This window comes from Glutamicibacter sp. B1 (assembly GCF_039602135.1).
Lineage (GTDB): Bacteria > Actinomycetota > Actinomycetes > Actinomycetales > Micrococcaceae > Glutamicibacter > Glutamicibacter ectropisis.
Genome location: NZ_CP125942.1, coordinates 212115 through 225641 on the forward strand (window position 1 = coordinate 212115; position 13527 = coordinate 225641).

General features: G+C 55.0%; 16 protein-coding genes and 1 pseudogene. 10 read left to right on the forward strand and 7 right to left on the reverse strand.

The window, feature by feature from the left end:
• Window positions 1–27 precede the first annotated feature (27 nt).
• Window positions 28–1083, forward strand: coding sequence for a 3-hydroxyisobutyryl-CoA hydrolase (locus tag QMQ05_RS01005; RefSeq protein WP_345472254.1), 1056 nt, complete (start codon window positions 28–30; stop codon window positions 1081–1083).
• The gene (gene mmsB, locus QMQ05_RS01010; protein ID WP_345472256.1) at window positions 1080–1976 is read left to right on the forward strand and encodes a 3-hydroxyisobutyrate dehydrogenase; all 897 of its coding nucleotides are present in this window, start codon (window positions 1080–1082) and stop codon (window positions 1974–1976) included. Before QMQ05_RS01005 ends, mmsB begins: the two co-directional genes overlap by 4 nt.
• On the opposite strand, the gene QMQ05_RS01015 is transcribed toward mmsB, so the two are convergent.
• Window positions 1971–2474: a MarR family winged helix-turn-helix transcriptional regulator gene (locus tag QMQ05_RS01015; protein ID WP_345472258.1), complete on the reverse strand. Its 504-nt coding sequence runs from the start codon at window positions 2472–2474 to the stop codon at window positions 1971–1973. The genes mmsB and QMQ05_RS01015 overlap by 6 nt on opposite strands.
• A 72-nt stretch (window positions 2475–2546) precedes the next feature.
• Between QMQ05_RS01015 and QMQ05_RS01020 the strand changes: the two genes are divergently transcribed.
• From QMQ05_RS01020 to QMQ05_RS01035, 4 genes are all read left to right on the forward strand, one after another.
• Window positions 2547–3689 carry an acyl-CoA dehydrogenase family protein gene (locus QMQ05_RS01020; RefSeq protein ID WP_345472260.1) on the forward strand — a complete coding sequence of 381 codons (1143 nt, stop codon included), beginning with the start codon at window positions 2547–2549 and terminating at the stop codon, window positions 3687–3689.
• 110 nt (window positions 3690–3799) lie between these two features.
• The gene (locus QMQ05_RS01025) at window positions 3800–4003 is read left to right on the forward strand and encodes a hypothetical protein (protein ID WP_345472261.1); all 204 of its coding nucleotides are present in this window, start codon (window positions 3800–3802) and stop codon (window positions 4001–4003) included.
• Complete coding sequence (locus tag QMQ05_RS01030; protein WP_345472263.1) at window positions 4000–4440, forward strand: hypothetical protein; 441 nt, start codon at window positions 4000–4002, stop codon at window positions 4438–4440. Before QMQ05_RS01025 ends, QMQ05_RS01030 begins: the two co-directional genes overlap by 4 nt.
• Complete coding sequence (locus QMQ05_RS01035) at window positions 4437–4736, forward strand: winged helix-turn-helix domain-containing protein (RefSeq protein ID WP_058256041.1); 300 nt, start codon at window positions 4437–4439, stop codon at window positions 4734–4736. The genes QMQ05_RS01030 and QMQ05_RS01035 overlap by 4 nt, the downstream gene beginning before the upstream one ends.
• A gap of 3 nt (window positions 4737–4739) precedes the next feature.
• Here the strand turns inward: QMQ05_RS01035 and nadE are convergent, their stop codons facing one another.
• Entirely contained in the window at window positions 4740–5564 is an 825-nt protein-coding gene (nadE, locus tag QMQ05_RS01040; protein ID WP_345472265.1) for an ammonia-dependent NAD(+) synthetase, read from the reverse strand.
• A 99-nt stretch (window positions 5565–5663) separates the two neighbouring features.
• On the reverse strand, window positions 5664–6101 hold the full coding sequence (locus QMQ05_RS01045) for a MarR family winged helix-turn-helix transcriptional regulator (RefSeq protein ID WP_058256043.1): 438 nt from the start codon (window positions 6099–6101) through the stop codon (window positions 5664–5666).
• A gap of 39 nt (window positions 6102–6140) precedes the next feature.
• On the opposite strand from QMQ05_RS01045, the gene pyrE reads away from it, so the two are divergent.
• On the forward strand, window positions 6141–6698 hold the full coding sequence (gene pyrE, locus QMQ05_RS01050) for an orotate phosphoribosyltransferase (protein ID WP_345472267.1): 558 nt from the start codon (window positions 6141–6143) through the stop codon (window positions 6696–6698).
• A gap of 153 nt (window positions 6699–6851) precedes the next feature.
• Here pyrE and QMQ05_RS01055 read toward each other — a convergent pair whose 3' ends face one another.
• The 4 genes and pseudogenes from QMQ05_RS01055 to QMQ05_RS01070 form a co-directional block, all read right to left on the reverse strand.
• Window positions 6852–7577, reverse strand: a complete 726-nt coding sequence (locus QMQ05_RS01055) for an ABC transporter permease (RefSeq protein ID WP_345474588.1) — start codon at window positions 7575–7577, stop codon at window positions 6852–6854.
• On the reverse strand, window positions 7577–8368 hold the full coding sequence (locus tag QMQ05_RS01060) for an ABC transporter ATP-binding protein (RefSeq protein WP_345472269.1): 792 nt from the start codon (window positions 8366–8368) through the stop codon (window positions 7577–7579). The genes QMQ05_RS01055 and QMQ05_RS01060 overlap by 1 nt, the downstream gene beginning before the upstream one ends.
• A gap of 35 nt (window positions 8369–8403) precedes the next feature.
• Entirely contained in the window at window positions 8404–9042 is a 639-nt protein-coding gene (locus tag QMQ05_RS01065; protein WP_345472271.1) for a TetR/AcrR family transcriptional regulator, read from the reverse strand.
• Window positions 9043–9139: 97 nt separating this feature from the next.
• Window positions 9140–9923 (reverse strand): annotated as a pseudogene (locus QMQ05_RS01070) (HAD-IIA family hydrolase).
• A 198-nt stretch (window positions 9924–10121) separates the two neighbouring features.
• Between QMQ05_RS01070 and QMQ05_RS01075 the strand changes: the two are divergent.
• From QMQ05_RS01075 to fbaA, 3 genes are all read left to right on the forward strand, one after another.
• Window positions 10122–10778, forward strand: coding sequence for a TrmH family RNA methyltransferase (locus QMQ05_RS01075; RefSeq protein WP_058256050.1), 657 nt, complete (start codon window positions 10122–10124; stop codon window positions 10776–10778).
• A 106-nt stretch (window positions 10779–10884) separates the two neighbouring features.
• On the forward strand, window positions 10885–12306 hold the full coding sequence (locus QMQ05_RS01080; RefSeq protein WP_345472274.1) for a M23 family metallopeptidase: 1422 nt from the start codon (window positions 10885–10887) through the stop codon (window positions 12304–12306).
• 197 nt (window positions 12307–12503) lie between these two features.
• Window positions 12504–13526 carry a class II fructose-bisphosphate aldolase gene (fbaA, locus tag QMQ05_RS01085; protein ID WP_058256052.1) on the forward strand — a complete coding sequence of 341 codons (1023 nt, stop codon included), beginning with the start codon at window positions 12504–12506 and terminating at the stop codon, window positions 13524–13526.
• The last annotated feature ends 1 nt before the right edge of the window (window position 13527 follow it).

The following is a 13527-nucleotide window of genomic DNA, read 5'->3' on the forward strand; positions in this document are numbered from 1 at the left end:
GGTGACGCTAATCACTAATAGGAGGCAATGTTGCCTGAAATCCTGACCGAACGTCGCGGCCAGCTGGGTCTGATCACGCTAAACCGACCTCGGGCACTCAATGCCCTCAATACCGACATGTGCCAGATATTTCTTGAGACCTTGCTCAGTTGGCGTGAGGATCCTGAAATTTCCCAGGTAGCAGTACAGGGAGCGGGGGAACGTGGTCTGTGTGCCGGTGGTGACATCGTTGCCATTTACCAGGACATTCGAGAACGTACCGGTTCTTCTGAAGAATTCTGGCGTATTGAGTACCAGCTCAACGCCCTCATTAGTGAGTATCCCAAACCGTACATTGCGTTAATGGACGGCATTGTCTTGGGCGGTGGAATAGGCATCTCTGCTCATGGAAGCCATCGCATCGTTACTGATACCAGTCGATGCGGAATGCCAGAAGTTGGGATCGGATTTTTCCCTGATGTCGGAGGTACCCACCTATTAGCGAAGGCGCCACGTGCTGCCGGCCGCTTGGCAGCACTGACCGGAACCACATTTGGTGCAGCCGATGCAATCCTGCTTGGTTTGGCCGATACATATGTGCCGCAGCAGAAACTCCCGCAATTACTCGAAGAACTGGAGCACGAACCGGCCCAGAACGTCATCGACCGGTATGCGGAAGACCCTGAACAGGGTTTCTTACATGAGTCATGGGTGCAGGTCTTTGACGAGGAGAATCTGCGCACCGTACTCCTGACCCTGCAAAGTAGCGATGTTCCGCAGGCTCAAGAGATGGCCCAGACGCTACGCACCGTGTGTCCCAGCTCAGTATGGCTGACGGGCGAGCTTATTCGACTCGCAGGTGATGACCTGCGCAAGGATTTGCAACGTGAATTCCGAGCAGCCTTGCACCGATTAGATGACCCTGACTTTGCTGAAGGCATCAGGGCAGCAGTGATCGACAAAGACCGGACACCCCACTGGGTAGATGTCATACCCGGATTGAGCCATGAACAAAGAACCCAGAGACATCTTGGTCCACTTCCCGGTGCCGAATTGAATTACGCCCTGCTAGGTGCGGGCCTCGAAGAAAAGAGTCAACTATGAGTGACAAGCCAGTCATCGGCTTTTTGGGCCTGGGACATATGGGTCTGCCCATGGCCATCAATCTGCATCGTGCCGGCTACAAGTTAAAGGGATTCGATGTGGTCCCCGCTGCCGTTCAAGCCGCGCAGGAAGCAGGGATTGAGACGGTGGATACCCAAGAGGACGCCGCGGTTGATGTAGATGTAGTTCTGACGATGTTCCCCTCCGGAAAACACGTCCTTGAGGCGTATGAGAAGCATCTTTTGCAAAGCGCCAAGCCCAATACGCTTTTTCTAGAATGTTCCACCATCGATGTCGCCCAAGCTAGGCAGGCCGCTGAACTTGCGGTGGCGGCCGGTCATCGCAGCGCCGATGCACCGGTATCTGGTGGAGTCGTCGGCGCAGAAGCTGGAAGCTTGACCTTTATGCTCGGCGCACAAGATGAAGATCTGGCGGAGATTACTGCACTACTTGAACACATGGGAAAGAGAATCGTGCACTGCGGTGGTTATGGCGCGGGGCAGGCCGCCAAGGTCTGCAACAACATGTTGTTGGGGATTTCGATGATCGGTGCCGCCGAAGCCTTTGTGCTCGGAGAGCGCTTAGGACTGGAGCACCAGGCCCTCTATGATGTGATTTCTTCAGCCTCGGGGCAGTGCTGGGCGGTGACTACTAACTGCCCAGTACCTGGTCCGGTGCCCACCTCGCCGGCTAATCGCGAATATCAGCCAGGGTTTGCTGCTGCGTTGATGGCCAAGGATTTAGGTTTGGCAACCAGCGCGCTGGAGCACACTACTACGGATGCTCAGCTTGGAGCATTGGCTGCGAGCCTGTACCGAAAGTTCAGCGATGAAGGCAATGCAGGCACGGACTTTTCGGGGATCATTAATGCCATTCGAGAGGGTACGTTATAGAAAATCTCCCGAGGCTTTTCGGAAACGCGCAAGAATCTCGAAGAGCTCGGTTGCGTCATGTCCAGAGAGGTTGCTCTGGGCAAAAAGACTCTCATTGAGATCGTTGCGAGCCAGATCGAGGACTTTTTGGCCCTCACTGGTGAGCTCTAACAAGCGTGTTCGGCCATCGGTAGGGTGCGCAACGCGGCGCACCAGGCCGGTGGATTCCAAGCGGTCAACTGAGTTGGTCAGGCTGGTGGCGTGCACCTGAAGCAAATCACTGGCCTGACTCATAGGCAGGGAGCCTCGCTTGGAGAATCCCAAGAGGGCAAGGACCTCAAATCGGGCAAAGGTTAGGCCGTGCGGTTTAAGGATGGCGTCGGCCCGTTGCAAAAAGATCGAAGCAGTACGCATTACCGCGGTGATAGCCGCCATGGAATCAGCTTGAGCTGTCCATCCATGTGAAATCCACTGTTCCCGGGCCTGCGCAATAGGGTCGCGTGGCAATGGTGAAGTCATTTATATACCCCCATAAAAAGATCTAGTCCAACAATATACTTGGACTTCCTAAGGTTTGGAAGGAGAACCCCAATGGACCTATTAGGAGTGACACAACAGCTGAGCGATCGCGAACATGAACGCCTGCTGGAAGTGCGAGAACTAGTGCAGAACAAGATCCGTAAACAGTCCATCGAATACTGGAACCGCGAAGAGTTTCCAGCTCAGCTGGTGAAGCTACTTGCCCAGCAAGGGTTGGCAGGACTCCAGTTAGAGTCGTGTTCGCATCTTTTGCGAGGCCTTATACACGCGGAAATCGCCCGTGCGGACATTTCACTATCTTCGGTGGTGGGCATCCACAATGAGCTGGTGGTCGGAATGCTCGATGAGCTCGGTTCCGAAGAGCAACGCGCTCGATGGTTGCCCAAGCTCACGGCTTTTGATGCCTTTGGCGCATTTGCCCTGACTGAACCCGAGCACGGTTCGGATATTGCCGGGGGAGTCCAATGCTCCGTTAAGCGTGACGGTGACGAATATGTCATTAGTGGCGCCAAGCGATGGATTGGCATGGGAACCTTCAGCGACTTCACCTTACTGTGGGCCAAGGATGCAGAAAGTGGTGAGCTCGGAGCCTATCTCGTGGAATCCGATCGTCCCGGATTTTGCGCAACCAAGATTGAACACAAGATCGGTTTGCGAATCATACAAAATGCGGACATCACCTTTGATCAGGTACGTATCCCACTGGCCAATAAGCTTCCTGGCGCTTCATGTTTTTCTTCCGCTAACGGGCTGTTGATGCAATCCCGCGCGTGGGTCGGGTGGCAGGCGGTGGGTGCGATGATGGCAACTTTTGATATTTGCAAGGCCTATGCCCTTGAACGTCAGCAGTTCGGCCAGCCCATTGCTTCCTTCCAGCTGATTCAACAGTCATTAGCGCAGATCGCAGGAAACCTCAGCCTCTGTCTATCCATGATGAGTGATATTGCGCGTAAGCAGGAGCGTGGCGACTTGCAGATGGTTGATGCGGCCATGGCTAAGTCCACCGCAACGCGGCTTGCGCGAGAATCTGCGTCGTTGGGTAGGGCATTGATGGGTGGCAATGGTGTGGTCAGTGATTTTGAAATGGGGAAGGTGTTCTGTGATGTCGAAATCCTGCACACCTATGAGGGCACCTATGAAATCAACTCGCTCATTGTGGGCAGAGCGCTGACTGGAGTGAGTGCTTTTGTCTAGTGTGCAGTGATCCGGAGAGCAAATAAAAAATTTCTAACAAGTACTTTCCAATCTGGAAAGTACTTGTTAGAGTTGAGGTGTTCAAAGGTTCACAGCAAAGGAGAAAGACCATGAAGGCAACGTTCAACACCTGGTGCATCGCATCGATCATCTTGGCTGGAGTCGCATTTTTTGCTCTCGCCCTGAGCGTGTACTTCACCGGACAAACAATTCTGCTCTACGTCGGCCTGGGAGTGTTCCTGGCGGTCACCATGACCATGACCAGCATCATGGCTCAGCGTCAGCGCAAGTCAAGCAAGGGTGAAATCAAATGAACTCGGAAAAGGAGCTGAATCCTGCGGAGCAACTAGCTGCGCTGGGCAAGGCCCAGCAAGCCATGGATCAGGCCTCCGGATACGGGGCAAAGTTGATGGGGACCTATTGCATCGTGCTCGGTCTTCTTATCGGAGGACTTGCAGCTCTCTTGCAGATCTACCGACCCGATGAGAACTTCGCTGGGTTCATCGTTATCATTTCCCTGTTCGCCGTAGCTGTTATCGCAATGTCGCTGGCCTACGGAAAGCTGTATCGTTCGCTTCCGCGGGGATTCTCAAAAATGTACCTGCGAGGTTTTGTGGCCAGCATGGTGCTCTACGCGGTAGCCCTGGCAATAATGAGCGCAGGACCGTTTGCGTGGCCCACCGTGCTGCTCATCGGTGTTGTCGTCGCCGCACCATTGTGCGTGACCGGAATTGCGATGGTACGGAAATGATTGCTCATGCCCGCGACCGGCTCAACGATGACTTTTCGAACCCGCTCAGACTTTCAATCATGGGATCTCTTCAAGCCGTTGATGAGGCTGATTTTAAATCACTCAAGGAAGCCCTTGGTGCGTCAGACTCGGTACTTTCACGACATCTGAGCGCACTGGAGGCCGGAGGCTATGTCCAGATCAAAAAAGGGTACGTAGGCAAAAGGCCTCGTACCTGGGCGAAGCTTACTTCGACCGGGCACAAGGCCTTTGCACAACATGTTCAAGCGCTGAAAGAAATCACCGGCTTGATGTAACTTCTAGGCCCGCCACCACTGATCCCAGTAGGTGGCGGGTACTGCGCGCTTATGGCGTGAAGTAAGGAAGCGTTTTTCAATGGCTTCGGCCGCCGCTACAGCAATTTCACGGCCCTCAAGATAGTCATCAATCTGTTCATAGCTCAGGCCGAGTTCTTCTTCATCCGCGCGTTGAGGTTGGCCATCAAGTAGGTCAGCAGTTGGTTTCTTAGCCCACAGCAGTTCAGGGGCCTGTAATTCACGGAGCAGGGCCTGGTTCTGTCGTTTGTTCAGTCCAGCCAACGGCAACAGGTCAGCTCCGCCATCGCCAAACTTGGTGAAGAACCCAGTGACGGATTCAGCCGCATGGTCAGTGCCCAACACCAACATGCCACGGTCCCCAGCGATGGCATATTGCACGATCATGCGGGTGCGTGCCTTAGCATTTCCACGGTTAAAGTCGCTGATCTTCGGGTGTCCAGCATCGGCCAAGGCTTCGTCGAGTGCGGCGACCGGCTTGGCGATATTAACTTCAAATTGCTCGTCGGCGCCAATAAAGTCCATAGCCGCGGCAGCATCATCGGCATCGTGCTGCACCCCATGTGGCAGGCGTACCGAAACAAAACGTGCCTCGCCCCCGGCTTCGCGGACTTCCTGGACTGCCAGCTGCGCTAGGCGCCCGGCTAGGGTGGAATCAATTCCGCCAGAAATCCCCAAAACAAAACCCTTAGCCCCGGTGGCGGCGAGGTAGTCCTTGAGGAAGTCGACGCGACGACGGATCTCCTGCGCGGCGTCGATTTCTGGGCGTACACCCAACTCTTTAATGATTTCTGCTTGCAATTCACGCATGACATTAATCCTAGGCAGTGGGCACGAGACGAGAACGCCGAATACAGCGTTTGCCTCGAAAGTTAATCTGTTCTCAACATACCCTGTAGCGTTTGACGTTTACTCTTGTTCTTCTTCCGGTGCCCAACCGAGATTGCGAGCCATCTTTTCCAGAGTCTGTACGACGGCGTCATATTCGGAGCCGTCGAGATCTTGGCCGAACTGGGTGCGAATCTTTTCTACCAGCTCGCTGAGTTTGAGTAGGGAGATATGGCCGCGGTCGGTGATTGAATATTCTGCGTCGTTCGTGGTCACCCACCCTGACTCCACCAGCTCCGCCAGATGCTCGCTCAAGGTCTGAGGCTCATCCTCTGAAGCAAAGAATGGCGACAGGCCGGCATTGAGCTGCGCTTCGGTGGCGGGACGTTGTTCCAGCAGGTTTAGCACCTGCCATTGCCGGCGTGTCACGCCATGCTCTTCTAAGGTCGCTGCAAACTGCTCGTCAATCAGCGAATCCACCAATTTTAACCAGTAACCCAAGGGGCGTTGTGCGTTCATAAAATCAGCCTAGCGATGATGCCGACTAGAATCGAGGGTATGAGCGAAACCAGCGCCCGTGAGCGACTAAAAGAACTAATCCAAGAACTAGCCATTGTGCGCGGCAAGGTCATCTTGTCTTCGGGCAAGGAAGCTGACTACTACATCGATTTGCGTCGAGTTACCCTGCACCAGGAAGCCTCAGGGTTGGTCGGCGAAGTCATGCTTGATCTGTTCGATGAAGCAAATCTTGAATTCACCAATGTTGGTGGCTTGACCATGGGAGCTGACCCGGTCGGCACCGCCATCATGCACACTGCCCGCGCTAAGGATCGCGCTATCGACGCCTTCGTTGTGCGCAAGGCGCAGAAGTCCTACGGCATGGGTCGTCAGGTCGAAGGGCCAAGCGTTGAAGGACGCGACGTGATCGTGCTGGAAGATACCTCCACCACCGGTGGCTCGGCGTTGACTGCAGTTGAAGGCGTGCGCAAGGCCGGTGGCAACGTGATTGCCGTTGCCGTGATCGTGGATCGCGATACCGGGGCTAAGGAACGCATCGAAGCTGAAGCTGGAGTTCCTTACCTGTTTGCCTACGGCAAGACCGAGCTGGGCCTGTAAACAGCAAGATATCCTGGCGAAACCCATCATTGTGAATGTCTGCAATGGTGGGTTTTGTGCTTTAGTTTTTGCGCGGTGCAGGAGAGGTATGAACAGCTCCGCGAAGTCGGAGAAGGACGAGTGATGGACACACCCGTAATTATTGGATAGTAGTCAGGCAGTTCGCCGGCGTAGGGTCAACGAGCCAACAAGAAGTGCCACCGCGATCCACGCGACGATTACCAGCATGCTGATTCCAGTAGCAGAATCTGTTGTCCCCGCCGCGACGTCCGAGAGGGCGTCGATGGCGTGGGAGAGCGGCAGCCAGTCTCCAATAGATTCGAGGACCGAAGGGAGCTGATTCCTGGGCAAAATAATTCCAGCTAACAAAAACTGCGGGATCACGAGGGCCGGCATGAATTGCACGACTTGGAATTCGGTGCGGGCGAAAGCACTGGCCATGAGCCCCAGACTGATCCCTAACAGTGCATCAAGCGCGGCAACGGCGAAAAGCAGCCAGAAGCTTCCCGATATTTCTAGACCACAAACCCAGATCGCGAAGCTTGTGGCGATGAGGGTTTGAACGATGGCAATGAGAGTGAAAGCTAGCGCGTAGCCAAAGATGAATTCTCCCTTGGCCAACGGCAGGCTCAGAAGCCGTTCAAGTGTGCCACTGCGTCGTTCCCGAAGTGTGGCAATGCTCGTCACGAGAAACATCACCACAAAAGGAAACAGCGCGATCATGGACGGGCCGATCCGCTGGAAAGCTGGAGTATCGGTAAATATCCAAGCAATCAGGCCTATCAGCAGGCTGGGGACCACGAGCATTAAAGCAATGGTGCGCGGGTCATGACGTACTTGGTTCAAGACCCTGCCTGCTGTGGCTAATGTTCTGCGCATCATTTGCTCTCTTCCGCTGTGGCGCGGTGTCGAGGCGCTGAAACTGGGGCGGATGGTGCGTCACTTTGCGGATCTGAAGTTCCTGAATCAATGAGTTTCAAAAAAGCTCCCTCAGGATCGGTCGCGCCAGTACGTTTCATGAGCTCGAAGGGCGATAGCTGGGCGAGTATTTTTCCTTCGCGGAGTAGCAAGATTTGATCGCAACGCATGGCCTCGTCCATAACGTGACTAGAAACTACCAAGCAGATTCCGGTGGAAGCTAGGCGCGCGAAGAGATCCCAAAGATCCGCGCGCAGTACTGGGTCAAGCCCGACAGTGGGCTCATCAAGGATGACGATTTCTGGGTTGCCGAGGAGGGCAATAGCCAAGGAGACACGATTGCGTTGGCCACCAGAAAGATCGATGACCAAGCGTGATGCCTGCTCAGCAAGATCTGTACCTTGGATGACACGATTCACTTCATCGGTGCTGAGCCCAAGAATATTGGCGAAATAGGTGATGTTCTGTCTAACCGTTAAGTCGTCATAGACGCTGGCTGCCTGAGTCATGTAGCCGACCTTGCGTCTTAAGGATTTGCTTCCGGCTGACTGGCCGAGCGCGGTGACCGAACCGCTGGTGATGATCTGGTTGCCAACGATGCTGCGCAGGAGTGTGCTCTTACCACTTCCGCTGGGGCCCAGAAGGCCGATGATTTTGCCCGCTTCAAGCTGGAAGCTCAACTGGTCCAAGACCAGACTTTTGCCTCTCTTGACGCTGAGATCTTGCACGTCGATGCATACTGATTTATTCATCACATAATGAATTAGAGACCCATACGGCAGGCAAGTCAATGCTTTTGAAGCGGAAGATCTTCGGTGAGATAACGCTGAATGGTGGGAGCAACCAGTTCGATGAGCTGATCTTCGCTCATGGAAGCTATGGGCTCCAAGGAAACAACATAACGGGTGATAATCAGGCCAATAAATTGGCTAGCCACCAGAGCGATCCGTTCCTCGGCAGACTCTTCAGGCAGGCGCGAGCCAATGCGCGAGAAAATCTCCTTCTGGATGAAGGGTTTCAGGATTTTCGCGGCAGTATTACTGGAGATTAGTCCGCGCACCATGGCCACCGCGGGCGACCGAAAAGCGGGTTTTTGCCAGGTGGTAATCAGAGCCTTGGTTAGTGCGTAACCCAATTCATCTAAGGGTGCATTGATGGCCTGACCAACGACATCTCCCGGATCGACCGGGATGTTCATGGTCTGGATAAACAGGTCGCTTTTATCCTTGAAGTAGTGGTGTACCAAGGCAGGATCAACTGAAGCTCTGCGGGCTACCGAACGCAGACTCGTCCCTTCGAAGCCGGCATGGGCAAACTCTTTGGACGCGGCTTTGAGGATCTTGATTCTTGTTGATCCAGTCGTGCTTCCCTTAGGGCGTCCGCGTTTTCGGGCTCCGGGAACTTCGTTGGGTACAGGCTCACTCACTGCTTTAGCATACGACGCGGGTAGGCCGATTGGTTGGTGCGCTGAGGAACAGAATGAGGCCGGGCAGACGCCCGACCTCATTCTTGGGTGTGGAGAGTTACTTCTTTGCTGCGGGGGCCTGTGCCGGTTGTGCGCCCTTAGCCAGTTCCGCGTGCAGGTTTGCGACGGATGGGTACTGCAGGTCAGGACGGAATGGGAAAGTGTCCATGTCATCTCGGGAAGTGATGCCGGGTGAAGACCAGAGCGGTCAGCAGACCAGCTTCCATGCCTGCAACGATGTCGGTGTCCATACGGTCACCGATCATTGCGGTGGTTTCCGAATGCGCATCGATCCGGTTCAACGCGGAGCGGAACATCATAGGGTTTGGCTTGCCGACAACATATGGTTCGCGGTTGGTTGCACGCGAGATCAGTGCAGCAATCGCACCGGTTGCAGGCAGGAGGCCTTCGGCAGATGGTCCCGTTGCATCAGGGTTGGTGGCGATAAACTTGGCGCCACCTTCGATGAGGCGGATGGCCTTGGTGATCGCTTCGAAAGAATAGTTGCGGGTCTCGCCCAGAACGACGTAGTCAGGGTTCTGGTCGGTCATGATGAAGCCAGCTTCGTGCAACGCGGTGGTTAGGCCCGCCTCGCCAATCACGAAGGTGCGACCACCTGGACGTTGACGAGCCAAGAACTCCGCAGTGGCCATGGCTGAGGTCCAGATGTTTTCCTCTGGAACGTCCAAGCCTGAGGCCAACAAACGGGCACGAAGGTCACGAGGGGTAAAGATGGAGTTGTTGGTCAGGACGAGGAAACGCAGATTGTTTTCACGCCAGTACCCCATCAACTCTGCGGCGCCTTTAACTGCCTGATTTTCGTGGACGAGAACACCGTCCATATCAGTAAGCCAGCACTTGATGTCATGGACGGTACGAGCAGCGCGGTTGGTAGTCGTCACGAGGTGAAGTCCTCCCTGATGAAATTGTGGTGGGAGCTATCTGCATTGAAAGATTCCCCTGCTACTAGAAAGACTACACAGACTTGGGCGATTGCGCCGTGAACAAGGGCACGATGAGAAAGAACTACGCTTAATAGCGTGAATCAAGAAACGCATGAGCCAGTTAACGACCCCAGCGAGCAGCATGTCATCGGAGTGGGCCCCTGGGAAGGCGAGCTACCGACCGATGATAAGTATGATCCGGAGCTGCTAGCCGAGGGTGACCGACGCAATGTTGCCGACAAATACCGTTACTGGAAAATGGACGCCATCATTGCCGACCTAGATGAGCGCCGCCACGACTTCCACATCGCCATTGAAAATTGGCAGCATGACATGAATATCGGCACGGTGGTCCGTAGCGCCAATGCTTTCTTGGCTAAAGAAGTACATATCATTGGACGCCGTCGATGGAATCGACGCGGCGCCATGGTTACAGATCGTTACCAGCACGTGCGTCATCACCCAACCGTGGAGGATTTCGTGACCTGGGCTGAGTCTGAGGGGCTCACCATTTTGGGAATCGACATCTTCCCGGATTCCGTGCCGCTGGAAACTTATGACATTCCAAAGAACTGCGTTTTGGTGTTTGGCCAAGAAGGACCCGGTTTAAGTCCGGAAGTTCATGCGGCGGCTAAGGACACCTTGTCAATTGAACAATTCGGTTCTACGCGCTCCATTAACGCGGCCTCTGCTGCCGGAATTGCCATGCATGCATGGATCCGCAGACACGTTTTTGGGCAAACGGTAGGTTAACGAGGAAATTAATACTCAAGAGTATTAGTCGAGCATCTGGATTAGTTGGATTTTTAGGCCTACGCTGTTAATCGGTTATGAAAATGTGATCTGGGAGCGAGTGGCCGTGAAGCGACGTCATCAAGTGAACCACGACTTATTGCTGCTCGGGCTGCCCCGACGCAAGAATCCCGTGGTCATCTGGTCGACCTCGATTGTGGCAGCCTTGGGGCTTACCGCAGCGTTGGCGATTCCGATCGTGGCGCAGCCCGCTGATTCACGCCAGGGTGATGTCCAGGTATCGATGGAAGCCGTCGCTGACTATTCAATCGGAGACGGCCCGGTCTTTGTCAGTGGTGACGCGCCACTGAACGCCTTCGGTGGTTCGGGCAAGGAGCTTGCCATTGATGGACGCCCCGTAGGCATGGTGAAAGATGCTGCGGAGAGCACCGAAACAAGCAGCAGTTCCAATGAAGAATCAACCGCTTTGCTCGCGGGCACGGTGGGCGAACTAGGCAAACTTCCCGGTGACTTGCAGCTGATGCACCCGGTGACAAGCCGCCGAATTTCCAGTCCTTACGGTTGGCGCGCAAACCCCACGGGCCCCGGTAACCAGATCCATATCGGCCAGGACTACCCAATTTCTTGCGGCTCTCCTGTTTACGCTTCTGAGGACGGAACTGTCACCGTTTCAGGGTGGGCCGGACACTCCGGCATGCGCGTGACCATTGATCACGGCTACAACGTGCAAACCGGGTACAGCCATAACTCCAAGCTCATCGCCAAGGTTGGCCAGCAGGTGAAGCAGGGTGAATTGATTGCCCTGGCCGGAACCACTGGTAACTCCACCGGCTGTCACGTGCACTTTGAGGTCATTATTGATGGGCGTTGGCATGACCCTCGCAACTACCTGCCGCTGATCCCAGGACAGCGTCAGGCCATGATCGATTCGCAGCGCCTGACCGTCAACGCGAACAGCGCACCTAAGGGCAACGGCTCACAGAACTCCGGTCAGTCCAACAACGCACCGGATCCGGACATCATCGTTCCCGAGAACAACACCCCACATATTCCTGCGCCGAAGCCAAGCCCGACGAAGACGACAAAACCAAGTCCAAGTCAGAGTGAAAGTGAAAGCCCAAGCGCTTCGAAGAGCCCAAGTAGTTCAAAGAGCCCAAGTAGTTCAAAGAGCCCGAGCGGATCCACCTCGCCATCCGAGAATGAATCTGAGACTCCGTCGGATACTCCGTCAACATCCACGAAGCCTACGCAGAAGCCTTCGCCAACGGAAGCACCATCACAGGATCCATCGACTGAAGGACCGACAGGAGATTCGTCGACTCCTCCAGGTGGGTCGACCGAAGAATCGGGAACGGAAAAGTCGACCGGTTCTGACTCGACGAAGACGCATTCTCCATCTGGAAAGGAATCGACAGGATCAACCGAATCCACTGGGGGAGCATCTTCTTCTGGTTCGAGTTCGACCTCGACTGATACTTCCGCAAGCAGTTCAGGAAGTGCCAGCCTGTCGGCGTCAATCACTGAATAAGAATCAACGCTCTGTTCTACGGCCGTCTGCGGCGAGTGTACTACTCGCTTTCAGGCGGCCGTCGTCATTGCAAATAGTGCTTCATGACCGTGTCACGATATGAGATTTTAGCTAGAGATAGTGACCTAGGCGATAGGATGGATGGCGAACCGCCGTCAATGGAGACGCGAAACCTCGCTAATCACCAGGAGTGAAGCATGCCTATCGCAACCCCCGATAAGTACAATGCCATGATCGACGCTGCCAAGGCAGGCGGCTACGCCTTCCCAGCAGTGAACGTGACCAGCTCACAGACCCTGAATGCCGCAATCCGTGGCTTCGCTGAAGCTGAATCAGACGGCATTATCCAGGTCTCCACCGGCGGTGCCGCCTACTGGTCCGGCGCCTCCGTTAAGGACATGGTCGCAGGTTCCTTGGGCTTCGCAGCTTTCGCCCGCGAAGTAGCCAAGAACTACGGCGTCAACATCGCCCTGCACACCGACCACTGCCCAGCTGACAAGCTCGATGGCTTCGTGCTGCCACTGCTGGCAGCTTCGGAAGCAGAAGTTGCTGCAGGCCGCGACCCATTCTTCAACTCCCACATGTGGGACGGCTCGGCAGAGACCCTTGAAGAGAACCTGCGTATCGCTGCAGAACTACTGCCACGCACCGCAGCTGCCAAGCAGATCCTCGAAGTAGAGATCGGCGCCGTAGGTGGCGAAGAAGATGGTGTTGAGAACGCTATCAACGACAAGCTGTACTCCACCGTTGAAGATGCACTGGCAACCATCGACGCACTGGGTGCCGGCGAAAAGGGCCGCTACATCACCGCACTGACCTTCGGTAACGTCCACGGCGTCTACAAGCCAGGTAACGTGAAGCTGCGTCCGGAGATCCTTAAGGACATCCAGGCTCAGGTTGGCGCCAAGATCGGCAAGGAAAACCCATTCGACCTGGTATTCCACGGCGGTTCGGGCTCCTCCGAGAAGGAAATCGCTGATGCTGTTTCCTACGGTGTCATCAAGATGAACATCGACACCGACACCCAGTACGCATTCACCCGCCCAGTAGCTGGCCACATGCTCAGCAACTACGATGGCGTACTGAAGATCGACGGTGAAGTCGGCAACAAGAAGACCTATGACCCACGTGTTTGGGGTGCCAAGGCTGAAGAGTCCATGGCTGCTCGTATCGTAGAAGCTGCTCGTCAGCTGGGCTCGGCCGGAAAGTCGCTGAAGTAAA

Coding starts and splice junctions, on each gene's coding strand:
- QMQ05_RS01060 (WP_345472269.1), bottom strand. CDS start 8,368: ATGAATAAATCAGTATGCATCGACGTGCAAGATCTCAGCGTCAAGAGA.
- QMQ05_RS01030 (WP_345472263.1), top strand. CDS start 4,000: ATGAACTCGGAAAAGGAGCTGAATCCTGCGGAGCAACTAGCTGCGCTG.
- mmsB (WP_345472256.1), top strand. CDS start 1,080: ATGAGTGACAAGCCAGTCATCGGCTTTTTGGGCCTGGGACATATGGGT.
- QMQ05_RS01045 (WP_058256043.1), bottom strand. CDS start 6,101: ATGAACGCACAACGCCCCTTGGGTTACTGGTTAAAATTGGTGGATTCG.
- QMQ05_RS01005 (WP_345472254.1), top strand. CDS start 28: ATGTTGCCTGAAATCCTGACCGAACGTCGCGGCCAGCTGGGTCTGATC.
- QMQ05_RS01055 (WP_345474588.1), bottom strand. CDS start 7,577: ATGCGCAGAACATTAGCCACAGCAGGCAGGGTCTTGAACCAAGTACGT.
- nadE (WP_345472265.1), bottom strand. CDS start 5,564: ATGCGTGAATTGCAAGCAGAAATCATTAAAGAGTTGGGTGTACGCCCA.
- pyrE (WP_345472267.1), top strand. CDS start 6,141: ATGAGCGAAACCAGCGCCCGTGAGCGACTAAAAGAACTAATCCAAGAA.
- QMQ05_RS01015 (WP_345472258.1), bottom strand. CDS start 2,474: ATGACTTCACCATTGCCACGCGACCCTATTGCGCAGGCCCGGGAACAG.
- QMQ05_RS01025 (WP_345472261.1), top strand. CDS start 3,800: ATGAAGGCAACGTTCAACACCTGGTGCATCGCATCGATCATCTTGGCT.
- fbaA (WP_058256052.1), top strand. CDS start 12,504: ATGCCTATCGCAACCCCCGATAAGTACAATGCCATGATCGACGCTGCC.
- QMQ05_RS01035 (WP_058256041.1), top strand. CDS start 4,437: ATGATTGCTCATGCCCGCGACCGGCTCAACGATGACTTTTCGAACCCG.
- QMQ05_RS01020 (WP_345472260.1), top strand. CDS start 2,547: ATGGACCTATTAGGAGTGACACAACAGCTGAGCGATCGCGAACATGAA.